The sequence below is a fragment of the Escherichia sp. 10290 genome (assembly GCF_030295155.1).
GTDB classification, from domain to species: Bacteria; Pseudomonadota; Gammaproteobacteria; order Enterobacterales; family Enterobacteriaceae; genus Escherichia; species Escherichia coli_F.
In genome coordinates this window covers 3220965-3243917 of record NZ_AP025741.1, presented here as the reverse complement: position 1 = coordinate 3243917, position 22953 = coordinate 3220965, and the positions used below count along the sequence as shown (strand labels likewise).

The window sequence follows — 22953 nt, the reverse complement described above, 5'->3', positions numbered from 1 at the left end:
GTAATAATTATGCGTATCTGGTTTGATGTCAATAGATATGAGTTAAAAAAATTACCCGTTAGGTAATCGAATAGGCAATAAAAAAGCCGCCATAAGGCGGCTTACTTACTGAAAAATATGATTTTATTGTTTGTTTTTTTCGTTCTGGTTGATGACAAATTCAATGTAACTTTCGATCTTTGCCTTCTCTGTTTCAGGTAACAATGCGTAGCGCGAGCGGTCATAGTTGATAGTTGCAGGGTCATGCGGATGAATCAGTAGTTCATATCCGTGACGCCCGAATGCAGATGCAACATTCTCCAGGGTGGAAATGGAAACGCTGACCTCATTGTTTAACAGGCGGCTGATTGTCACCTGGGCGACGCCGGATGCGCGGTGAAGTTTTCCCTGTGTTGAAAGGTCGCGGCTTTCGCTCATCCAGCGTTCCAGGTTGTGAGCCGCCAGCTGACCAATGTCGCTTGGGCCGACAGGCTGAAAACCTTCCTGAGAAAGCGAGCGATCGATATCAAGCCAGTTACGGGGTTTATTGGCGGCAGCTTCAATTTTTCGCGCAACCTGGTCGCCGATAACCTTCTTGCCAAGAGCCCAGCGGTTTACCAGATTTGCCTGAGTTCCAAGTTTTTCTGCCATCCGCGTCTGAACACCATTGAATTCACGGTCGATCAAGTCGTTGAGATTTTGCCTGCGGACGTCCTGGATACTTTTCATTTTCTGGAAAATCGCCTCATATATGAATCAGTAGATGATTCAATTTAAAGCAATATTACCCAACAGGTAAATGCACCTCATAGGTAACTATCCTTGATTTTTGTTACCTTATGGGTGAATATTTATTATCTGAAATAAATATCAGGCAATAGCTATGAGCGATAACGGACATTTCGATTTCAAAAAGCACTGGCTTGCACTTACTCCGGATGAGCGTGAAGCCTTCGCACAGGAAGCCGGAACGACGAGTCACTATATCCAGACTCACTTAACAGGTAAGCGAAAAATGCCAGGTAAAGTATTGATGAATGGGCTTTTTAAAGCCTGTAAAACAAGACAATGGCTGCGCTCAAAAGCAGAACTGGCATACTTCTTCTACTCATGATATCCAGCTACAACCCTCTGTAGACCGCCATCCGGCGGTCTTTTCATATCTATTCGTACCTTAAAGGTAATAAAAAACCAAATCTGGTTGATCTTTTTTTTGTGTCAGCACAAAATAACCGTAATCCCAATACTAATAACAGGGCTTACCATGGAAATCATTACACGTATTGATGCCGCAAAGCGCGGACTTAAACGCTACTACACCGGAAAACCATGTAAGCACGGACATGACAGTGAACGCTGGGTTTACAACGGACACTGTGTTGAGTGCACCATGGAATAAAACCGTCGCATTAGGGCAGAGATTAAGCAGATCATGATTAATTCCTCCCCACAACATTCAAGCTGATAGCGGAGATTAATCATGAGCAGACATGCAACAGATTGGGCCTGGGAGACAGATCCAGGCAGCTCATCATTAAAGCTCATACTGCTCTCGATGGCTGACAGAGCCGATGAATATAACCTCTGCTACCCCAGCATAGAACGCCTCGTTAAAGACACTTGCCTGAATAAAAAAACCGTGCAGGCCGGGCTTATATCGCTCATGAAAATGGGGCTTATTTCAGATACCGGAGAGAGAAAGGGAGCGACGAAAAGAGTGCGGGTTTTCTCTCTTAATATAACCAAAAACGGGAACATTAAAGGCAACCGGGAAGGGAGTAATGAACCCGAAAACGGAAATGTTACCGAAAACGGGAATATACCCAAAAACGGGATGTTGAATGATCCCAAAAACGGGATGTTGAATGATCCCAAAAACGGGATCCAGAACCAGTCATATAACCAGTCATTTAACCAAGAGAGGGGGAGCAGGACAAAAACCGGGGATTCTGTGCCTCATGACCCCGGCGCAAACAACGCCGTGATGAATAACTTTGTTCCTCCTGGTGGGCCAGGGCAATTAGGCAAATTTGTCATGCATGAACAATGGCAACCATCAGATGACTTTCTTCGGAAAAGCTCATTGCAGGGAATCTACCTGGACAGTCTGCCAACGGCACAGGAACTTGCAGAGTTCAGAATTTACTGGATGGCTGAGGGTAAGGCATACCATCAGGCACAGTGGGAGCAGAAGCTGGCAAGGCGGCTGCAGATTAGCAGACAGAAGCAATCAACATTACCTGATAACAACGTTCCGCACTGGAACAGCCCTGAAGCGTGGGAGGATTTCTTGTGAACAACGTTTTTACCGCGATACAAAACCGTGACGGAGAAGCCCTTTCTCGCATGTCAGGTTATGAGCATCAATACGTCAACAATGACAATGTGGTGAACATGTCAGCAGAGAGGCTTGTTGATGCCCTTTTCAAACAGCTGAAACAACTGTTTCCGGCGGCAGTAGTAACCAACCTGAAGACGCCAGAGCAGGAAGTTGCTGCAAAACAGCAGTGGATTGCTGCGTTTGCCGAAGGTGGGATCCGAACCCGTGAACAGGTTTCTGCTGGTATGCGCCACGCTCGCGCCAGTGAGTCTCCGTTCTGGCCGTCGCCAGGGCAATTCATCAAGTGGTGTAAAGACAGCAAGATGGTTCTTGGCGTCACCATTGACGATGTGATGGCGGAGTTTCACCGGTACAGCAAGGAAAAAAGTTTATATCCTGGTGGTCCCGAAAGATTCCCGTGGCGACATCCGGTTATGTACTGGGTCGTATGTGATACCCGCCGTGCAATGTATCAGCGCCAGCTTAGCGAGATTGAGGTTGAGAAACACGCGCGCAGGCTGCTCGATGATTGGGCGAAAAAGGTGGCTTCCGGACAGCAGATACCCGATCCGGTGATCAGCATACAGGCAAAGCCAGAGCCCATGAGTACGCCTCCGGACACAGGGAGAGACGTTTACCATCCACCAGGGCGAAGTTTCGGGTGTATGCCTAACGCCGCCACCCTGGGGGGAATAACACCGGCGCAGTGGCTAATGGAGGAATACAGGCGGGGAAAGGCGGCAGGATTTATCAAGTAATACCAGCGCGATAGCGCATTTTTTTACGTCTCAATAATTACCTATAAGGTAACAAAATATTCTAAACTCTATTGATTTAGTGTCTTATGTGGTTTTTAATTACCTCAGAGGTAAATCATGAGAAAACAGATACAGGCTCTTGGTCGACTCAAAACAGGCCAGATGAACAAAACAGAATCTGCGTATTGCCAGCACCTTGAGCAGCGTAAACGTGCAGGGGAAATCGCCTGGTATCGATTCGAGGGTATCAAGCTGCGGTTAGCTGACAACACGTTCTATACGCCCGATTTCGCTGTGATGCTCGCCACCGGCGAGATGGAGCTGCACGAAGTGAAAGGGGGATTCTGGACCGATGACGCCAGAGTGAAAACCAAAGTCGCCGCAGATCAGTATCCGTTCCGAATCATCGGGGTAACGGTTAAGCCAAAGAAAGCAGGTGGTGGCTGGAACATCGAAGAGTTCTGAATCGACGATCTTTTTAGTTATCAATGTAATCAATAAGTTATGTGGATAAGCGAGGGTAAAGATGGAAAGTAATATCAAAGGGTTAGTTTCCGCCGGGCATGAGATGGCTTCGGAACTGAAAGCAGAATGTGGTGCCGTTGATATGCGCAGTGTGGCAAAGCTGATCAGCGATTTGGCAACGCAACTGGAAGTGCAACTGGTGCGTGCTAATGCGCAGGACGAAGACAACCAGAGAGCCATTGAGTCAATTAAACAGGCTGATTCGGCTGTTAAGTTGGCACACGAGAAGTTTTCGGCGCTGGCGGCGAAACGTGCAATTCCAGCAATGGAACGCCTGTTAATGTTGCCAGCTGATGATGATTTGTTAAGTGAACAGGAACTTAAAGATTACGGTGTGGATATTGATGCGCTCAACGCCTTCAAATTTCTGGCCGGACCAGAAACCGTGCTGGCACTACTGGATGAACGGGAAAGAAACCAGCAATACATCAAACGCCGTGACCAGGAGAACGAGGATATTGCGCTAACGGTAGGGAAGCTGAGAGTTGAGCTTGAGGAAGCAAAATCAAAACTCAACGAGCAGCGTGAGTATTACGAAGGTGTTATCTCGGATGGAAGTAAGCGCATAGCAGAACTGGAAGCGCGGGAAATAAAACCAGCCAAAGGTGAAGTTCTGGTCGTTGTATCTGGTTTTACTGGTTGCGGAAAAAGCGCCATTGCCGGGGAAATAGAAATCGCGATGAAGGCTATTGGTGTACCGGTTAAGTGGACTAATGGCGATGCAGAAAAGCGCATGACTGGCGCTGACTGGCTGACTGCGATTGAGATGTACAAACCAACTGTGCGCATCGTGGAAGTTAATGTGCCCCGCGCCGCTGGCATTCGCATCAAAGGAAAGTGATATGGCTAACTCATTACTTGAAACCTGCAACAACTGGCAGATTCAGAGGGCGGAGATTTTATCTCGCAATCCAGATATGGCAATGACAATCGATAATCTGGATACGCTAATTGAACGTACCGTGCGTTCTGCAATTGATATAGCACGTCGAGTTGACTGGGATTTCAGAGAAGCGGAGCGGCTTGCTAAAGAGCAGGAGAAAGCAGCGGGTAAAGGAGACTGATATGGATAAAAACACCACTGCTTACTGGAATCTGTCACTTGATACCGAATGCCCAAAATGCGGTCACAATTTCGATCTGCTTTGTGATGCTGATTTCTGGGAGTTTTCTGGAGCTAAACAGGCATGTGAAGAAATAAAAGGTTACGAAACATGCTGTCCAGAATGTAACCATGAATTTAAAACAGATTTCGTGTATTGAGGCATAACAAATGACCACTATTACCAGAGAACAGGCACAGAAAATTATTGAAGCAGCCGATGAGGTTATTAGTGCGCTGGCCGGAACTAACGAGGATGTTCACCCTGGTAGCGATAACATGCTACGCCTGTGGGATGACCTGAATGACCGTTACGCGCCGCCGGAAGTTGTGCGTGAGCTGGCGCGTATCGTGCTGGCATCGCTGGAAGCAGAACCAGTTGCTTATATTTTCAAACATCCGGCCGGGAAATTATTCTGGGCTTTAACGGATGAAAGCAATAAAGAGCAAGCGGACGTTATTCCTGTTTATGCTGCCGCGCCTGCGTCGGTTGTGCCGGATGATGCATCAGGGTCGCTTGCTTATGCTTACAAAGAGCTTACGCCTGAGATTATGCGCGGTCATATCGCTGTATTCGAGCGATATGGAATAGCCCCAAACGATAGCATTACCACAATTCAGGCACTGCGAATCGCGCTGGATGGCATAGAGCGGAGCGACGCCATGCTTCATGGTGCCGAACCCGTAAGCCAAACTTACAAGTTGAACGAGCTATTTGGCAACTATCCGGCAACTCCGGATAGTTGGATAAGCTGTAGTGAGCGAATGCCGGAAAAGAACAAGAACGTGCTTATTTCGGTGAATTTCGACAGCTCTCTGGTTGAACCGCTAATATGCTCCGCACGCTATACCGGAAGCACATTCCGGCGAGGAGAAGCAACGATTAAGCCGGGTAATGGTATTGAGCAGGCAACTCACTGGATGCCGCTACCGGAACCGCCGCAGGAGGTGAAGTAATGAACAAGTGCAACGCTCTGCTTTATGCCATGGTGATTGGTTTCGGCCTGGCTGCTGGTATCCGGGTTTATATTGCCTGGGAGTCATTAATCAATCTGGCGTGGAGTGCGATTCGTGGCTAAATCCCCCGCAGAACGCAAAGCCGCGCAGCGCGCTCGGCAGTCCGCCGCCGGTGAGCGCAAAATTGAACTGGTGCTGGATAAGCAGGAGCAGGAAATGCTGGAGCGTAACTGTGCCGCCCGTCGCCCTGGTCGTGCGCCGTATGAAATGAGCGAATACATCGCGTTACTGATCCGCCAGGATGATGCACGCGTGCGCGGGCGTATAAAATCGATCAGCAGAAAACGTTGCGGTAAGTGCGGCGAGAGAGTTCCAGTTAATTCATGCCCGTGTAATGGTGACTCGCAATGCTGGGTGACTAAAGGCTGGCATGAAACGAAATTAATAGTGTGACATGTCACGAGTAGATTATGCATGATGAATTTGATGGATTTTGAATACTGCCGCCAACTATGGCGGCTTTATTTTGCATGGTACTATTACCACAACGGTAACTATTACCACGGTGGTTATGATGCCTGCTGAACCTAAAACCTATAAACGCAAATCAACGCAATTTAAGCCGCTCACAGCAATGCAGGAGGCTTATTGCCAGTCATACATCAAAACGCCTGAAAACCAGACTCAGGCAGCGATTAACGCAGGATTCTCCCCAAACACAGCGGCAGTTAAAGCCAGTGTCATGATGCGCGATGAACGCATTCAGAAACGGATTGCCGAGTTGATGGAGGAGCGCAACAAACGAATGCGCGTCAGTGCTGATTACGTTCTCATGCGCCTGGTGGAGATCGACCAGATGGACGTGATCGACATCCTCAACGACGATGGGAGCCTTAAACCAATCCGTGAGTGGCCGAAAATCTGGCGCACTACGCTTAGTGGCTTTGATCTGTCGTCGACCATCATGAACATGAACGAGGATTCGATAGAGACAATCCTCAAAAAAATTAAATGGCCTGACAAGGTGAAGAACCTTGAGCTGATTGGTAAGCATGTTGATGTCAACGCGTTCAAAGAACGTCTGGATGTTAATGTGAATGTGACAATTGCTGATCGCATAGCAGCAGCCAGGAAGCGACTCAAAGAACGTCAGGATGGTAATCAGTGACAGATACAGCGTTATCTCCTGAAGAGCAGTTGATCGAGGATATTGCAGGGTTCACTCACGATCCGCTTGGCTATGCCCTCTATGCGTTCCCGTGGGGGGAAGAAGGGACTGAACTGGCACATGCTACCGGCCCACGTCAGTGGCAGGCTGATGCGTTCCGAGAGATACGTGATCACCTGCAGAATCCAGCGACGCGCTATCAGCCGCTTATGCTGGCACGCGCTTCTGGTCACGGTATTGGTAAATCCGCATTCATCTCAATGCTGATCAACTGGGGCATGTCCACTTGCGAGGATTGTAAGGTCGTGGTGACCGCCAACACCGACAACCAGCTACGAACGAAGACCTGGCCGGAAATTATCAAGTGGTCGAACCTTGCTATCACGAAAGACTGGTTTACCTGTACCGCTACCGCGATGTACAGCAATGATCCTGGGCACGACAAGCGGTGGCGAGCTGACGCAATCCCCTGGTCTGAGCACAACACTGAGGCATTCGCCGGACTACACAACGAGCGCAAACGCATCATCGTGGTATTCGATGAAGCGTCGAACATTGCGGATCTGGTGTGGGAAGTTGCTGAGGGTGCGCTTACGGACGAAGACACTGAGATTATCTGGGTGGCGTTCGGAAACCCTACACGTAACACCGGGCGTTTCCGCGAATGTTTCCGCAAATATAAACACCGCTGGAAAACTGCGCAGATTGACAGCCGGACGGTGGAAGGCACTAACAAACAGCAGTTGCAGAAATGGGTTGATGACTACGGGGAAGACAGCGACTTCGTTAAAATCCGTGTGCGCGGCATATTCCCGGATGCATCTGAATTGCAGTTTATCCCTACCGGACTTACTGACGAGGCAATGAAACGGGTGGTAACCGCTGCGCAGGTTGCACATGCTCCGGTGATAATCGGCGTTGACCCGGCATACTCCGGCGTTGATGACGCTGTGATATACCTGCGGCAGGGGCTGCATAGTAAGGTGCTGTGGACCGGCAACAAGACCACTGATGATCTGATTATGGCGAAGCGTATCGCTGACTTTGAAGACCAGTATCAGGCTGACGCGGTGTTCATCGACTTCGGTTACGGTACCGGGCTGAAGTCAATCGGTGACGGTTGGGGGCGCACATGGCAACTTGTTCCGTTCGGTGGCGCGTCTACTGACCCGCAGATGCTCAACAAGCGTGGGGAGATGTTCAACTCATGCAAGACATGGCTGAGGCTGGGCGGCATGCTGGATGACCAGGAAACAGCGGACGACCTGTCGGCGGCAGAGTACAAAGTTCGAGTGGACGGTAAAATCGTTATCGAACCGAAGGAAGATATCAAGGAGCGGCTTGGGCGTTCGCCGGGTAAAGGCGATGCGCTACTGCTGACGTTTGCGTTCCCTGTGTCTAAGCGTCTGCGAATTCCCGGGCAGCAGAACCAGCAAGGCAAGGCCATTACAGATTACGATCCCTATGCTTAATCCGTTAGCGGGGATAATGACGGAGATATCCTCTGGTGAGGATAAAACAAAGCCAGCTCATCGGCTGGCTGTTTGTGACATGTCACGGTGTTATTGCTCGCTTAACTTCTGCTTCAGCAAGTAACCTTCAAGCATCCAGATTTTGTTTACAGCATTCTGCCGGGCAATCTTCCGACCAATTTCCGCATCAAAGTTTTCCGGGCTTGCACAGGCGCTCTCTCCGGTGACGGTGAAGCCATTGCGCAGCACCAGAACGCAGAACGTCAGCAGAGAAAGTGATTCGTGCGGCTGGTAGTTTACCTCTCCGCCAGTATGTTTCGCTTTTATGGCTACGCCAAAGATACCATCTTCTGCTGTGAAATATGCCTCCTGAGCAATAATACTCTCGATATGGTCTGGCGTAACGCGCGGCGCGGCTAAACCTTTAGCCTGAATTTCAGATTCAATGTCTTTGTCACTCATAGTCTAATCTCACCTTAAAAAAATGCCCGGCGAACCGGGCGAACTGGAAGCAATGAGTTATGCCTTCCGTGGCTGTACTGGTTTACAGCATGAAGCCATCGCAATGGCGTCCTGCTGTAAAAAGGGCGGTGATAGTCCTTCAAGGGAAACCATCACCGCCAAGCCCCTGGAACTTCTGGCATCACGGTCCTTAGGCGTGATTCTGGCGTGGCATGCAGGATTCGAACCTGCGACCGACCGCTTAGAAGGCGGTTGCTCTGTCCAACTGAGCTAATGCCACAACGCTGAGAGCACTTAGCCTGTTAAGGCGCCACACTTTGTCGCGGCTCCATAAATGCTCTCATCGTTGCACCCTCGTCTCTTCCGAGGCGTCACACCGAATCGCCGGGATGGTGAATCCCCGTGCGCGGAATAAAACCGCTCGACTTGCACATTCCGGCTACCTGGTTCGTTTGCCCGAGCAAGGGAGGGTGCCCATTAAACGTATCCAGACCGCTATCGGCGCATGTGCCATACGCCGTACTGCTCAAAATAAAATCTCACTCCACCTGTTCAATTTAACGACAAGCCAGTCAGGTTAATAACAGGAATGCACTCTCTGCTTACCTGAAAGGTAATAATTCGTGCGTTAAATGTCAACTGTCTACGATAAATAAATCATATGTGGTTAAATTGGTAATAATTTAATTGCGTACGGAGTCATTGATATGTGCATGGGTAGCTCACCATCAGTGCCTGCAACACCAGAAGTTCAGGCAGCACCACAGGAGCAGGATGCCGCCGTTGTTGATGCCCGCGACGAAGAAACACGTCGCCGTCGCGCTGCTGCTGGTCGTAGTTCTACGCTGCTTACCGGTTCTCAGGGTGACACATCAACCGCTAATACCAGCGGTAAAACGCTGCTTGGTCAGTAACCGGAGTCATTGAAATGGCGGAAACAACTAAAGAGCGATTGAACAAACAGTTCGCACAACTTGAAAGCGAGCGTCAGTCGTTCGAGCCGCACTGGCGCGAGTTGAGTGATTACATCAACCCGCGTGGTTCCCGCTTTCTGACTTCTGAGGTCAACCGTAACGATCGACGCAATACACGCATTATTGATTCGACCGGGACTATGGCGGCGCGCACTCTCGCCAGCGGCATGATGTCAGGCATCACAAGCCCCGCGCGTCCGTGGTTTCGCCTGGCTACGCCAGATCCTGAAATGATGGATTATGGCCCTGTTAAGTTGTGGCTTGAGGCGGTGCAGAACCGCATGAACGATATGTTCAATAAGTCGAATCTCTATCAGTCGCTGCCGCAGTTATACGGAAGCCTCGGCACATACAGCACTGGTGCAATGGCGGTACTGGAGGATGACGATGACATCATTCGCACAATGCCATTCCCGATAGGCAGTTACTACCTGGCTAACTCACCTCGTGGCAGTGTGGACACCTGTTTTCGCAAGTTCTCTATGACTGTTCGTCAGCTTGTTCAGGAGTTCGGGCTAAATAACGTCAGCGAATCCGTAAAAAGCATGTGGGAAAGCGGCACCTACGAGAAGTGGATTGAAGTGATGCATTCGGTTTACCCGAACATTGACCGCGATACATCGAAGCTGGATAGCAAGAACAAGCCATTCAAATCGGTTTATTACGAGGTTGGCGGTGATAACGACAAGTTGTTGCGTGAGTCAGGATTCGATGAGTTTCCAATTATGGCTCCGCGCTGGGAAGTTAACGGCGAAGATGTTTATGGATCATCATGCCCGGGTATGCTGGCGCTTGGACCTGTTAAGGCATTGCAGCTTCTCCAGAAGCGCAAGTCGCAGTTGATTGATAAAGCCACCAATCCGCCGATGATTGCTCCGACTTCCCTCAAGAATCAGCGCGCCTCCCTTCTTCCTGGCGACATCACGTATATCGATCAGATTACTGGTCAGGATGGTTTCAGGCCTGCTTATCTGGTTAACCCCAGTACAGCAGATCTGGTGGCAGACATTCAGGACACTCGTCAAATCATTAACAGTGCCTACTTTGTCGATCTGTTCATGATGTTGCAGAACATCAATACCCGTTCGATGCCTGTTGAAGCGGTGATCGAAATGAAAGAAGAAAAACTTCTGATGTTGGGGCCGGTTCTGGAGCGTCTGAACGACGAATGTCTTAATCCTCTCATTGACCGCGCTTTCTCGATGATGGTGCGTAAAAACATGCTGCCGCCCCCGCCTGACGCGATGGAAGGTATGCCCCTGAAGGTCGAATACATTTCCGTCATGGCTCAGGCGCAGAAGTCTATCGGCCTGTCCAGTCTGGCGTCTACGGTCAACTTCATTGGTCAACTTGCGCAAGCGAAACCAGAAGCTCTCGACAAACTCAACGTTGATCAGGCAATCGATGCATTCGCTGATATGTCCGGAGTGTCTCCAACCGTCATTGTTCCGCAGGAACAGGTTGAGCAGGCTCGCCAGCAACGGGCACAGCAACAACAGCAGCAACAAATGATGGAGATGGGGATGGCGGCGGCACAGGGTGCCAAGACGCTAAGCGAAGCTAAAACTTCGGATCCGAGTGTTTTGTCAGCTATGGCGAATGCAGTTAGTGGTCAGGGTGGGCAATCACAATGACAGATTACGAAGACGATCAACTGAAAGAAGAAAACGCCCGTAAGCAACGTGACATGGCACAACGTGAAATTGATGACATTCGCTTTGTCATGAGCAGTGAACAGGGGCGTCGCGTTGTCTGGTCTGTGCTGGAGAAAGGCCGGGTGTTTTCCGCTATCTCTCCGATGGATGCTATGGCAATGGCATTTAATGAGGGGCAACGCAATCTGGCGCTGGAACTGTTTCAGCGCGTTATGGCGCATTGCCCTGAACAGTATTTGAAGATGGCCAAAGAGGCCAGTGAACAGGAGTGATCATGAATTTATTTGAGCGTTTGCTGTATCGCCGTCTTTGCAATGAGCAACCAGTCGATGGTGGAGCAGCTCCGGCTGCGTCAGAACCGTCAGCGCCTGCAGGTGATAACCCTGCTCCAGTTGGTGATCCATCACAATCGGAAGGTGATAAGCCACAACCTGTTGCTGATGGCGATAAACCTGCTGATGACAAAAAGCCTGAAAACGATAAGCAGGATGAAAAAAAGGACGGCGATAAACCAGAGGGTGCGCCTGAGAAGTACGAGTTTCAGGCTGCCGAAGGCGTAGAGCTGGATACAGAAGCGTTGAAGGAATTCGAGCCGGTGGCGCGAGAACTTAACCTGACCAACGAGCAAGCGCAAAAGCTGGTTGATGCTTATCCGAAGATTCTGGCAGGTGTGCAGCAGCGCCAGGCAGAAGCCTGGCAGAAAACAACCGAGCAGTGGGCTGCTGATGTAAAAGCTGACAAAGAAATCGGTGGCGACAAGTTGATTTCTAACCTTAGCGCCGCACAGCGTGCGCTTGACCAGTTCGGGACACCTGAACTCAAAGAATATCTGAACACCACCGGGCTGGGTAATCACCCTGATCTGGTCAAAACGTTCGTGAAAATCGGAAAGGCGATGTCTGAAGATGGCATGGTCACCGGTGGTAATGAAGGCCAGCGTAGTGCGGCCGAAGTGCTCTATGGCAAATAAGAGAGGAAATGACAATGGCTGTTAAAGGCTTAACTGCGCTAACGCTGGCTGACTGGGGTAAGCGCGTCGATCCAAACGGGAAAGTCGATAAGATTATCGAGCTTCTCGGTCAAACTAACCCGATCCTTCAGGATATGCCTTTTGTCGAAGGGAACCTTCCTACCGGACACCGAACCACCATTCGTTCTGGTTTACCTTCAGCTACCTGGCGTTTGCTGAACTATGGCGTACAGCCAAGCAAATCAACCACAGTGCAGGTAACCGATTCCGTTGGCATGCTGGAAACCTATGCTGAAGTCGATAAGTCACTGGCTGATCTGAACGGCAATACCGCCGAATTCCGCCTGTCTGAAGACCGCGCATTTATTGAAGCGATGAATCAGCAGATGGCGCAGACGCTGTTTTATGGTGATTCCAGCGTTAACCCTCAGCAGTTTATGGGACTGTCCTCCCGCTATTCCAGCCTGTCTGCGGGTAATGCTCAGAACATCATTGATGCTGGTGGCACGGGTACAGATAACACCTCAATCTGGTTAGTGGTGTGGGGCGAAAACACCGTGCATGGCATCTTCCCGAAAGGGCAGAAGGCTGGCATCCAGATGGAAGATAAAGGCCAGGTGACACTGGAAGATGCTAATGGCGGCAAGTACGAAGGCTATCGCACCCATTATAAATGGGATAACGGACTTGCTCTGCGTGACTGGCGTTATGTTGTTCGCATTGCAAACATCGATGTCAGCAATCTTTCAGAACCTTCCTCTGCCGCAAATATTGCGAAGTTGATGGTTAAAGCACTGCATCGCATTCCAAACCGTGGCATGGGCCGCCCGGTGTTCTACATGAACCGCACTGTAGGCCAGGCTCTTGATCTGCAATCTCTGGAGAAAACATCTCTGGCGATCAGCGTAAAAGAGACAGAAGGCGAGTGGTGGACTTCATTCCGTGGTGTACCAATCCGTGAAACTGATGCGCTTCTGGAAACAGAAGCCCGCGTGGTGTAACGCCTGTTATTAACCTGTGGGTCGTAACAGACCCACTAATGGAGAAAGAAGATGATCACCGACAAACTGTTGATGTTCTCCGAAGCTCAGGCGGTTACGAATACCGCGGCTTCTACTGACGTAATCGATCTCGGTCCAATTGACGGAAAACGTCGTGATATCGGCGTGGGTTACCCGCTTGAGTTTTGGGCGCTGGTTAACACAGCCGCCGCGGCAAGCGGTGATGCAACTGTAAACATCCAGTTGCAGACGAGTGAGAATAACAGCTCATGGACCACTATTTATGATAGTGGCGCACTGGCAAAGACCGCCCTGACAGCAGGTAAACGAGTTGTTTCTGCAAAGGTGCCTGCCGGTGTTCAGCGATATCTGCGTGTTAACTACTCCGTCGCAACTGGCCCACTAACGGCTGGCGAATTCACTGCTGGTATCAGTCTTGATGTTGATGCCAATACGCCGTATCCGATCCGCTCAAAAGTAACTGGTTAAGGTGATATCGATGTCAGGTGAGAAACCAAGATACCGCGTTATGCGCCTCTCTCATATCCATAACACTCTGTGGCCGGAGGGGGCAGAAATCGAATACGAAGGTGAGCCTGGTAGCGCACTGGAACCTGTTAACGATGCAGCCAGACAGGCAAAAGCAAAGGTAGCAGGAAAGGTGACTATGGCAGCAACCAGCACCAAAATCATCAACGATGTGTCAGATGATGGTGAACTGGATAAGCTCCGTGAAGAGTACGAATTGCTCTTTAACGAGGAGCCACACCATAACGCCAAAGCCGAAACGCTCCGCGAGAAGATCGCAGATAAGCGTAAAGAACTGGGCGTGTAAGCCTCGCGAATCAGACAAGGGGCTTCGGCCCCTTTATTGCAGGAGTGTATATGGAACTCGTAAACCTCAAAACCGGCACTGACAGCTACCAGGATGAGAGCGGAGAAACCAGAACTCGCGATGAATACCCGTGGGGGCTGTGCATCACTCTTAATAACGACACATTGAATAAGCTGAAGGCACAACCTCAGGGCGTCGGAACAGAAGTGATGATAACTGCAAAGGCTGTTATTCGAGGCCTGTCTGCCAGAGAAACTGACGATGGTGTTAATCGCAGCGCCGATCTGCAGATCACTGATATGGCGATCGCTCCTGTTTCCAGGGATGTAGAAAAATCAGCGGCTGAAACCCTGTACGGCAATGGGGGTGAGTAATGGCCTCTGTAGTAGAGATCTGCAATCGTGCGCTGTCCAATATTGGCAATAGCCGCAGCATTAACAGCCTGACGGAAGCCAGTAAGGAAGCGGGGGAATGTTCGCTGCACTTTGAGGCCTGCCGTGATGCTGTGCTTTCTGATTTTGACTGGAACTTTGCTACCAAACGCGTGGCGCTTGCAGATACGAGCAATCCACCGCCTGACTGGGAATATGCGTATCAGTACCCGTCAGATTGTCTGCGCATTACTGAAATTATGCTTCCTGGTGTACGCAATCCAACAGCAGCAATGCGCGTTCAGTACGAAGTTGGTGCAGACACCGACGGAACAGGAAAGTTGATCTACACAGACCAGCCGCAGGCATGGCTCAAGTATGTCTCTCGCGTTTCAGATGTGAACATGTTTGATGCCATTTTTATGGAGGCGTTGGCCTGGCGTCTTGCGGCAGCCATTAACATGGCGCTGACTGGGAATGCGGATCTCGGTACATTTGCTCTCAATATGTACAATCGCGTGATTCTTAGTGCTGGCTCGCATAGCCAGAATGAATCACAGGAACCACAGCCACCGGTTGACGAGTTTACCATTGCGAGGTTGTCCTGATGGCTATCAGTTGGATCCAGCCCAGCTTTGCCGGTGGTGAGATTGGACCGTCGTTGTACGGTCGTATCGACATGGCGAAGTACCAGGTGGCATTGCGCAAGTGCGATAACTTTATCGTGCGGCAGTATGGCGGCGTTGAGAATCGACCTGGTACGCGTTTTGTCGGTGCCGCCAAATACCCAAATCGGAAATGCCGCCTGATCCCGTTCCAGTTCTCGACGGTTCAGACCTACGCTCTGGAGTTCGGACACCAGTACATGCGCGTTATCAAAGATGGTGCGTTGGTGCTGAACAGCAGCAATGTTATTTATGAAATTGCCACGCCATATACTGAAGCCGATCTGTTCCGAATTAAATTCACGCAAAGCGCCGACGTGCTTACGCTGGTTCACCCGGCATACCCGCCGAAAGAGTTGCGCCGCTATGCGCATGATAACTGGCAACTGGTTGATGTGGTAACGAAGAACGGGCCATTTGAAGATATCAATATTGACGAGTCAGTGACGGTTTATGCCAGCGCCAGCACCGGGACAATTACGTTAACGGCAAGCGCCTCTATTTTTGGCGCGGAGCAGGTAGGCAAATTGTTCTATCTGGAACAGCCTGCAGTGGATTCTGTGCCGGTATGGGAAACCAGTAAGAGTACGTCGATTGGCGATATTCGCCGTGCAGACAGTAACTACTATCGCGCCGTTACAGCAGGCAAAACAGGCACTTTGCGCCCTTCGCATACAGAAGGCACATCATGGGATGGCTGGGGCGGATCCGGTGATGATGATACCGGCATTGAGTGGGAGTATCTGCACAGTGGTTTTGGCATTGCCCGTATCTCTGCTGCAAATGGAACTACTGCAACTGCCGAGGTGATTTCCTATATCCCTTCGCAGGTCGTTGGCGAGGATAATGCCAGCTATAAATGGGCTAAATATGCCTGGAACAGTGTTAATGGTTATCCTGGCACTGTTGTTTATTATCAACAACGTCTTTACTTCGCCGCATCGACTGCGTTCCCTCAGACTATCTGGGCCAGCCGTACTGGGGATTATAAGGATTTTGGCAAAAGCAATCCTACGCAGGATGATGACAGAATTATCTACACCTATGCCGGGCGTCAGGTTAATGAGATCCGTCACCTGATTGATGTTGGTTCGCTGGTGGCGCTGACTTCCGGAGGTGAGTACGTCATCACCGGCGACCAGAACAAAGTGTTAACCCCATCATCATTTGCATTTAGCTCTCAGGGATCAAATGGCTCAAGCAACGTCCCACCAATTGCTGTGGCGAATATTGCTCTGTTCGTCCAGGAGAAAGGCAGTGTTGTCCGTGATCTGGCCTACTCATTCGATGTTGACGGCTATCAGGGGAACGACCTTACTATCCTTGCCAATCATCTTTTTCAGAAGCACAGCATTGTTGACTGGTGCTTCTCTATTGTCCCTTACTCCAGCGCCTTCTGCATTCGTGATGACGGTAAATTACTGGTGATGACCTATTTGCGTGATCAACAGGTTTTTGCATGGGCACCACAGTCCAGTACCGGAAAATATGAAAGCACATGCAGTATCAGCGAAGGAAATGAAGATGCGGTGTATTTCGTCGTTAACCGAACCGTTAACGGGCAAACAGTGAGATACATCGAGCGGCTGTCCAGCCGTTTATTTACCAGCGATGAAGATGCTTTCTTTGTTGATTCTGGCCTTAGCTATGATGGAAGAAATACGTCTGACAGAACGATGACCATCACTGGTGGTTCTGGTGAATGGGATTACCGCGTGGAATATACAATCAGTATTTCTGGTGGTGCGTACTTCACCAGTAGTGATGTCGGTGCGCAACTACAATTCCCTTATACCGGAACTGATCCTGATACTGGCGATGAAGTGTCAAAAGAATTACGTTGCGACATTATTTCTGTAACCAGCAATACCGCTGTAGTGGTTCGTGCTAACAGGAACGTCCCGCCATCCCTCAGGAATGTGGCCACCACGAACTGGCAGATGGCGCGCCGGACATTTGGAGGCCTGTCTCATCTTGAAGGCCAGACCGTAAACATTCTCTCTGATGCGAACGTGGAACCACAGAAAGTGGTTTCCGGAGGTGCCGTCACGCTGGAATCTCCGGGGGCTGTAGTGCACATCGGCCTGCCAATAACTGCTGAATTCGAAACACTGGATATCAACATTAACGGACAGGAAACGCTGCTGGACAAAAAACAGGTGATCCCATCCGTTACTCTGGTTGTGAATGCCAGCCGCGGCATCTGGGCGACTACGCCCGGCGGTAAATGGTACGAATATCCACAGCGTGAATTCGAGTTCTACGATGATCCTGTTGATGATGCTACCGGAAAAGTAGAAGTGAAACTGGACAGTAACTGGGGCAAAAACGGACGTGTAAAAATCCGTCAGCTTGATCCGTTGCCGCTGTCTGTTCTTGCCGTTATTCCTCGCCTTACTGTTGGGGGATTCTGATGATTGGTGTTCAAATTATTCCCGCAACCGAAGAGCATCTTCAGATGATTTTGCCGGATGTTCGTCAGGCTGATATTGACGAACTGTATGCGGTATCGCTGATGACTACCGAAGATGCGCTGCGTGTTGGTCTGCGCACTGCGACTATGGCCTGGTCAGGGTTCGCGAACGGAGAACTGGTAACCATGTTTGGTGTATCTCCGGCGTCAATGATCGGTGGCAATGGTACGCCCTGGCTGGTCGGGACCAGCCGTATTGAAAAATATCAGAAGACATTTCTTCGCCACTGCCACCCTGTATTGCGGCAGATGCTGGCAGTTTATCCGCGCCTGGAAAACTACGTCGACGAGCGAAACCATGTTGCCAAAGCATGGCTCCACTGGCTTGGATTCAGGCTTGAAGAAGCCGCGCCTTATGGTGCTCTTGGTCTTAATTTCCACAGATTTCACATGGAGAGAAAATAATGTGCGATCCGGTTATTGCTGGTGGCGCAATGCTCGCCATGAGTGGCATTCAGGCATACACCCAGTACCAACAGGGAAAGTATGCCTCGAAGGTTGCAGAAGCGAACGCAGATATAGCCACAGCTCAGGCAAATGATGCAATAAATAGGGGTAACGCTGAAGCTGAGCAACGGCGCAGAGAGACCCGACAGCGGCTTGGTACACAGGCGGCGACAATGGGGGCGACCGGCGCCGATTTATCTACAGGTAACGCGCTGGATATATTTGGTGACACTGCTCAGTTTGGCGCCCTTGATTCGCTGACGACGGTGAATAACGCGCAACGCGAGGCTTACGGTTATCAGGTTCAGGCTGCTAACTATAAAGCAGAAGCCAGTTCAGCCCGTAAACAGGGGAATGTGGGAGCAGCAACAACATTGCTCACTGCGCCTCTGAAGGCATACGGTGCGTACCAGATGTTTGGTGGGACGTGGAGTCCGTTTACTCAAAGCACTCCTGCGCCAATCGGGGCAGCAGCAGGAACCAGATTACCTGGAGGATTATAATGCCAGTCGTACCAACAGTATCCGGACGTCAGGTTGAGAGCCGTGGAGTTCAGTCAGCAGGCTTGCAGACGTTTTCTCAGCCAGGTATTGGTGATGCTTTTGTTCGGGCAGGGGCAGAGACAATTGATGTTTTTGGTCAGGCAAAACAGCGTGCCAATATCGCTCTGGCTCAGGAGGCATCCCTTAAACTCAGTCAGACAGGCAGCGATCTGCTGAATAACCCTGAAACAGGTTTGCTTAACCTGAAAGGGAAAAATGCTATTGGAAAAGGTCAGGAGTATACGCAGCAGTTTGATGCTCAGATCGAACAACTGGCTATGTCGCTGCCGGATGAACAGGCTCGTAATGCTTTCATGCAGCAGGCGCAGCAGCAGCGTATTCAGTTCACTACGCAGGCCGGGCGGCACGAGATAGGGCAAATAAATGCCTACGAAGAAGGTCAGTTTCAGGCGACGCTGCTGAACAATGGTAAAAATGCCGCAGCATTGTATGGCGACAATGCCGCATACGTATTGGCTAATAAGCAAACTTTCCAGCAAATTGAGGAGTACGGTGCTGCACATGGCTGGAGCGACGAGCAAATACAGGCCAAGAAAATCGAGTTTAAAGAGAAGGTTGCTGATGCAGCATTGTCCCAGTGGTCGGCAAACAATGCGATCTCATTTATCCAAAGTAATGGCGAGTTAAGCGATACTGCTGCTGGAGCTCGCCGTGCTGTAGCAGATAGTGACTCTTCCGAGCGTGCCCGTGGCATACGCAACAATAACCCAGGAAATCTCGAATACAGCAAAACTAATCCGTGGGTAGGCCAGACCGGTGATGATGGTCGATTTGCTAAATTCGAAACACCTGAACACGGGATTCGTGCATTAGGGCGGAACCTGATGTCGTATCAGAGGCAGGGTATTGATACCGTCAGCGAGATAATTAATCGCTGGGCACCGCCTACTGATAAAAATGACACTATGTCGTATATCAAAGCAGTGTGCGAACAACTTGGCGTTTCTGCTGATGAGCCTCTCGATGCATCTAATCCTGATACCCTGAAGGCGCTTTGTGCAGCCATTATCCATCATGAGAACGGTAGCCAGCCATACAGTGATCAGCAGTTAACTGCTGGTGTCAGTGCAGCACTTGGTTTATCAACAATTCCAACCAACACCAAACGCTATACCGGTAATGCAGCATTCGATGCGGCATCTCCTGAGGCGCAGGCAAGTTTTATGCGACAGGCGGATCAACTGCGTCGGCAGCAGCAGGCTGAATATAAAACGATGATTGACAGCCAGGTTCGCGATGCGACAGCTGCGTATATGCGTGGCGTTGAATTTCCTAACCCACCTGGTGAGGCTGATTTTATTGCAGCTTATGGAGTCAGAGAAGGAAAACTGCGATATACCGAGTTCAGAAATACGCAAATCGCCGGACAGTATATAGGCTCTTTCCGCAACATGCCGACAAGCAGCATTACAGCATATGTTGAGCAATTACGCCCGGATACTGGTGAGACAGGGGAGGGTTATGCGGCACGAGCCGCTCTTTATGACAACGTTGTGTCGGCTGCAAGTCAGGTGATAAAGCAGCGACAGGCTGATCCTGTACAGTTCTCTCTTGCCGCCGGACAGGCAAAGCCTATCGACATGAGCAATAAGGATAACTTTGGACAGAGCGTTGCCTTGCGTGCTGCTCAGGTCAGTGACCTTGCTAAGTCATATGGCACTCCACTGACGTTCTTTTCCAAAGACGAGGCCAATCAGATCGGTGTTTTCTTTCGTGATGCGCCCGTTTCCCAACAGGCAGCATATCTCGATACCATCAGGCAGAGCACTGGTGGTGGGCAGGTGTATATGTCAGCACTACAGCAGATCAGTGCCAACGCTCCATCTGCTGCCGTTGCCGGGATACTGATGGATAAGCCAGGTGGTATTTTGGCAGAAAAAAACTGGTTTAATCCGGATGTTTCCGTGTCTCCTGAAACCGCTGCGCAGACAATTCTTGCTGGCGCGGCGGCTCGTAAAGGTACTGATGACGCGAAAGGTATTCCGATGCCTAAAGATGCTGATCTCCGCCTTGAGTTTTCTGACATGGTGAAGGATGCATTTGCTGGTGATGCTCAGGGGGCATCAATGGCATACGAGATCGCAAAGGACTATTACGCTGGTGTGATGGCGAAAAAAGGCGTGGTATCAGGCGAAATTGACAATGATATCTGGAAACAGGCTGTTAACGTAGCTACAGGTGGCGTGCATGACTATAACGGAATGGGGAATGTTCTTTTGCCGTGGGGAATGTCTGCAGAGCAATTCGATAAGCAGGTTAATCAGGCTTGGAATGAACAAGTTGTTGGCACAGGGATAAAAACACCGCCTGGTCAGTATGGTTTGCAAAGTTACGGCGATAGTCAGTACCTGGTGAAACTTGGTACTGGTTATCTGCTAAAAGATGATGGTTCTCCCGTTGTTCTTGATCTGACACAGAAGCGTCAGAGATTCTCCGGAGATATTCCGCAATGAGTTACTTTGGCCTTAATCCAGTAAACCAGAATCAGCAGCTTGACGAAGCAGCATCAAATCCAGCTGGCTTTAACAGCGATGTTGGTTTTTTCGACAATGCTGTAGGAGCGGCATTGTCTGGTTTGTACTCCGGGCTGGTGGCAAAGCCAGATCAGTTGCTCTGGGCAGGGATGGATAAAATCGTATCCCCGATTGCTCAGTTTGTTAACGAAAACACCTCGCTCAATGACACTTCAGTTTCATACATTGCCGAGCAGAGAAAACTAGCAGAGCAGCAGGTTAAGCGGCTGACGCCTGATGCCGCGACAACCGGAACCGCCGGGCAGGTTCTTTATGGGTTGTTCGATATGGGCGGGCAGGCTGTTATCGGTACAACGCTCGGTGGTCCGGCCGGAGGTGCTGCGGCGGTAACTTCGCTACAGGGTTTTTCTGAGTTTGAACGGCTGACAGCACAGGGTGTTGATTTCAGGACGGCGCAGGAAGCGGGATTAGTGCAGGGTATTACTGCTGGTGCCGGAACAATGATCCCTATGAGCCTCGGGTTACGTGCTGGTGGTGCGCTGGCGGAAGGTGTGGCGGCTCAGCTTGCGCGGACGGGTGAAAGTTCAGTGCGACGCGCCGCAGCAACAGCAGTAAGTGCAACGCCAGATATTGCCTATGCCGCAGGTACAAATATTGCGTTCGGTATGGCACAGCGTGGGCTTACTGCAAAAACGCTTCGTGATGGTGGCTATAGCGAAATGGCTAACCAGTATGATGTGTTGGATCGACAGGCAATTGCTATTGATGCTGTTCTTGGGGTGGCGTTTGGTGGTGTCGGCAGATTTATTAACTCTCGCGGCGAGTCTACAAGCGCACCAAATTTTTCACCAGTTGATATTGATGCTGCACTGGCGGCGAATGCCGCTCATCATGCTGAAATTGATATTGCGCCCGGCGTGCCGATCAACGTGCTTTCGCGCAATTCTCACATTCAGGCTCTGCGAAAAGCTATGTCTGATGTTAGCCAGGGGAGACCTGTAGACGTTGCCAGCATTGTTGAGTCTGCATCTTTCAGTGAAATTCCTGGGCGCAAGAGTCTGCTGTCTCAGGCAGTTAATGAGGCTCTGTCATCTGTAGATGATGGAGTAACGGCGCGCGCTATAGAAAATCGGTTGCTTGAAGAACAGGCCGCGCAGCTTTTGCCGCGTGGAGATAGACAGGTTTACCAGTCTGAAATCGCTAATAGCCAACGAATTATTGAAAATCTCACTGAACAGCGTGCACAAATTCTTGCAGAAGAGCCAACCGGTAGCGGTAAAGCTTTGTCTCGTGCTCGATCAGATAAACAGGCCAGACTTCGTGATATTGATCAACGAATCCGGCAGGCACAAGAACGCCTGGAATTTTCCCGTAACGCGTTGGCACCGCACGAGCCTGGAGGTCAGTTTTTTGAAGCTCGAGCAGAACTGGCACGGCGACAGCAGGCAGAAAGTGAACTTAATGCTCAGGCTGTTTCATTCTATAAAACAGCAGAGGTCAGGACGCCAGACGAAGTAGCTCCTTTTGAGCCCGGTAAGATATTGCAACAGACAGAACAAAAAATGATGGCAGATCCGGCAGGAGATATTGATCTGCGTATAGCTGAAGACTCGCTGCTTGAATCACCTGACATGATAATCACCGTGCTGGATGATGATGGTAATCCACAATCGCGCAGTGCGCGTGAAGTACTGGATGAAGCTAACAGGGAAAGTGAGCAGGCAATACAGGATTCCAGCCTGTTTGATGTTGCTGTGGCGTGTTTCTTGAGAGGTTAAATTA

At 50.2% G+C, this 22953-nt stretch carries 29 protein-coding genes and 1 tRNA gene; 27 read left to right on the top strand and 3 right to left on the bottom strand.

The genetic code is table 11. The features are described from left to right. Positions 1-123: 123 nt before the first annotated feature. The gene (locus tag QUE74_RS16425) at positions 124-708 is read right to left on the bottom strand and encodes a helix-turn-helix domain-containing protein (RefSeq protein WP_000836290.1); all 585 of its coding nucleotides are present in this window, start codon (positions 706-708) and stop codon (positions 124-126) included. 154 nt (positions 709-862) lie between these two features. Between QUE74_RS16425 and QUE74_RS16420 the strand changes: the two genes are divergently transcribed. From QUE74_RS16420 to QUE74_RS16360, 13 genes are all read left to right on the top strand, one after another. Next, on the top strand, positions 863-1093 hold the full coding sequence (locus QUE74_RS16420; RefSeq protein WP_001282459.1) for a hypothetical protein: 231 nt from the start codon (positions 863-865) through the stop codon (positions 1091-1093). A 150-nt stretch (positions 1094-1243) separates the two neighbouring features. Beyond that, positions 1244-1378: a hypothetical protein gene (locus QUE74_RS16415; RefSeq protein WP_286332256.1), complete on the top strand. Its 135-nt coding sequence runs from the start codon at positions 1244-1246 to the stop codon at positions 1376-1378. 81 nt (positions 1379-1459) lie between these two features. Continuing rightward, a complete protein-coding gene (locus tag QUE74_RS16410; RefSeq protein WP_042007212.1) occupies positions 1460-2275 on the top strand; it encodes a DnaT-like ssDNA-binding domain-containing protein in 816 nt (271 codons plus the stop codon). Continuing rightward, positions 2272-3057, top strand: coding sequence for a replication protein P (locus QUE74_RS16405; protein ID WP_001066741.1), 786 nt, complete (start codon positions 2272-2274; stop codon positions 3055-3057). The genes QUE74_RS16410 and QUE74_RS16405 overlap by 4 nt, the downstream gene beginning before the upstream one ends. A 117-nt stretch (positions 3058-3174) precedes the next feature. Beyond that, entirely contained in the window at positions 3175-3522 is a 348-nt protein-coding gene (locus tag QUE74_RS16400) for a DUF1064 domain-containing protein (protein WP_001231263.1), read from the top strand. A gap of 340 nt (positions 3523-3862) precedes the next feature. Next, positions 3863-4423 (top strand): ead/Ea22-like family protein, encoded by a 561-nt coding sequence (locus QUE74_RS16395; RefSeq protein ID WP_425341894.1) that lies wholly within the window; start codon positions 3863-3865, stop codon positions 4421-4423. Between the two features lies 1 nt (position 4424). Next, positions 4425-4646: a hypothetical protein gene (locus QUE74_RS16390; RefSeq protein ID WP_000013838.1), complete on the top strand. Its 222-nt coding sequence runs from the start codon at positions 4425-4427 to the stop codon at positions 4644-4646. A gap of 1 nt (position 4647) precedes the next feature. After that, a complete protein-coding gene (locus QUE74_RS16385; RefSeq protein WP_000360279.1) occupies positions 4648-4845 on the top strand; it encodes a hypothetical protein in 198 nt (65 codons plus the stop codon). Between the two features lie 10 nt (positions 4846-4855). Further along, the gene (locus QUE74_RS16380; RefSeq protein WP_105287364.1) at positions 4856-5641 is read left to right on the top strand and encodes a DUF551 domain-containing protein; all 786 of its coding nucleotides are present in this window, start codon (positions 4856-4858) and stop codon (positions 5639-5641) included. Then, the gene (locus tag QUE74_RS16375; protein ID WP_001030561.1) at positions 5641-5763 is read left to right on the top strand and encodes a hypothetical protein; all 123 of its coding nucleotides are present in this window, start codon (positions 5641-5643) and stop codon (positions 5761-5763) included. The genes QUE74_RS16380 and QUE74_RS16375 overlap by 1 nt, the downstream gene beginning before the upstream one ends. After that, positions 5756-6094 (top strand): hypothetical protein, encoded by a 339-nt coding sequence (locus QUE74_RS16370; RefSeq protein WP_001130065.1) that lies wholly within the window; start codon positions 5756-5758, stop codon positions 6092-6094. The genes QUE74_RS16375 and QUE74_RS16370 overlap by 8 nt, the downstream gene beginning before the upstream one ends. A 40-nt stretch (positions 6095-6134) precedes the next feature. Beyond that, positions 6135-6809, top strand: a complete 675-nt coding sequence (locus QUE74_RS16365) for a terminase small subunit (RefSeq protein ID WP_001090120.1) — start codon at positions 6135-6137, stop codon at positions 6807-6809. Beyond that, positions 6806-8281 carry a hypothetical protein gene (locus QUE74_RS16360; protein ID WP_000132526.1) on the top strand — a complete coding sequence of 492 codons (1476 nt, stop codon included), beginning with the start codon at positions 6806-6808 and terminating at the stop codon, positions 8279-8281. Before QUE74_RS16365 ends, QUE74_RS16360 begins: the two co-directional genes overlap by 4 nt. A gap of 90 nt (positions 8282-8371) precedes the next feature. On the opposite strand, the gene QUE74_RS16355 is transcribed toward QUE74_RS16360, so the two are convergent. Then, positions 8372-8743 (bottom strand): Gp49 family protein, encoded by a 372-nt coding sequence (locus QUE74_RS16355; protein ID WP_001280571.1) that lies wholly within the window; start codon positions 8741-8743, stop codon positions 8372-8374. 203 nt (positions 8744-8946) lie between these two features. Beyond that, positions 8947-9023: transfer RNA gene (locus QUE74_RS16350), tRNA-Arg, on the bottom strand. A 427-nt stretch (positions 9024-9450) separates the two neighbouring features. Here QUE74_RS16350 and QUE74_RS16345 point away from each other — a divergent pair. From QUE74_RS16345 to QUE74_RS16280, 14 genes are read left to right on the top strand one after another with little or no spacing between them, the layout of a single operon-like run. Continuing rightward, positions 9451-9657 carry a hypothetical protein gene (locus QUE74_RS16345; RefSeq protein WP_000335899.1) on the top strand — a complete coding sequence of 69 codons (207 nt, stop codon included), beginning with the start codon at positions 9451-9453 and terminating at the stop codon, positions 9655-9657. A gap of 14 nt (positions 9658-9671) precedes the next feature. Continuing rightward, positions 9672-11351: a portal protein gene (locus tag QUE74_RS16340; RefSeq protein WP_000852410.1), complete on the top strand. Its 1680-nt coding sequence runs from the start codon at positions 9672-9674 to the stop codon at positions 11349-11351. Beyond that, complete coding sequence (locus QUE74_RS16335) at positions 11348-11644, top strand: Bbp19 family protein (RefSeq protein ID WP_000133160.1); 297 nt, start codon at positions 11348-11350, stop codon at positions 11642-11644. Before QUE74_RS16340 ends, QUE74_RS16335 begins: the two co-directional genes overlap by 4 nt. A gap of 2 nt (positions 11645-11646) precedes the next feature. Then, complete coding sequence (locus QUE74_RS16330) at positions 11647-12342, top strand: peptidase (RefSeq protein ID WP_001048079.1); 696 nt, start codon at positions 11647-11649, stop codon at positions 12340-12342. Between the two features lie 14 nt (positions 12343-12356). Next, entirely contained in the window at positions 12357-13343 is a 987-nt protein-coding gene (locus QUE74_RS16325; RefSeq protein ID WP_000268715.1) for a major capsid protein, read from the top strand. Between the two features lie 51 nt (positions 13344-13394). Continuing rightward, positions 13395-13832 (top strand): Bbp16 family capsid cement protein, encoded by a 438-nt coding sequence (locus QUE74_RS16320; protein ID WP_000627074.1) that lies wholly within the window; start codon positions 13395-13397, stop codon positions 13830-13832. Positions 13833-13842: 10 nt separating this feature from the next. Next, positions 13843-14178, top strand: coding sequence for a hypothetical protein (locus QUE74_RS16315; protein WP_000012379.1), 336 nt, complete (start codon positions 13843-13845; stop codon positions 14176-14178). 50 nt (positions 14179-14228) lie between these two features. Beyond that, complete coding sequence (gene gp10 / locus QUE74_RS16310; protein ID WP_000424496.1) at positions 14229-14552, top strand: capsid staple protein; 324 nt, start codon at positions 14229-14231, stop codon at positions 14550-14552. Continuing rightward, on the top strand, positions 14552-15157 hold the full coding sequence (locus QUE74_RS16305) for a phage connector family protein (RefSeq protein ID WP_000179257.1): 606 nt from the start codon (positions 14552-14554) through the stop codon (positions 15155-15157). Before gp10 ends, QUE74_RS16305 begins: the two co-directional genes overlap by 1 nt. Beyond that, a complete protein-coding gene (locus QUE74_RS16300) occupies positions 15157-17628 on the top strand; it encodes a phage tail protein (protein WP_001018540.1) in 2472 nt (823 codons plus the stop codon). Before QUE74_RS16305 ends, QUE74_RS16300 begins: the two co-directional genes overlap by 1 nt. Next, entirely contained in the window at positions 17628-18092 is a 465-nt protein-coding gene (locus QUE74_RS16295; RefSeq protein WP_000580591.1) for a hypothetical protein, read from the top strand. Before QUE74_RS16300 ends, QUE74_RS16295 begins: the two co-directional genes overlap by 1 nt. Continuing rightward, the gene (locus QUE74_RS16290; protein WP_000332878.1) at positions 18092-18637 is read left to right on the top strand and encodes a virion core protein, T7 gp14 family; all 546 of its coding nucleotides are present in this window, start codon (positions 18092-18094) and stop codon (positions 18635-18637) included. The genes QUE74_RS16295 and QUE74_RS16290 overlap by 1 nt, the downstream gene beginning before the upstream one ends. Then, the gene (locus tag QUE74_RS16285; protein ID WP_001145654.1) at positions 18637-21150 is read left to right on the top strand and encodes a hypothetical protein; all 2514 of its coding nucleotides are present in this window, start codon (positions 18637-18639) and stop codon (positions 21148-21150) included. Before QUE74_RS16290 ends, QUE74_RS16285 begins: the two co-directional genes overlap by 1 nt. Further along, positions 21147-22949 carry a hypothetical protein gene (locus QUE74_RS16280; RefSeq protein WP_000119852.1) on the top strand — a complete coding sequence of 601 codons (1803 nt, stop codon included), beginning with the start codon at positions 21147-21149 and terminating at the stop codon, positions 22947-22949. The genes QUE74_RS16285 and QUE74_RS16280 overlap by 4 nt, the downstream gene beginning before the upstream one ends. Positions 22950-22953 lie beyond the last annotated feature (4 nt).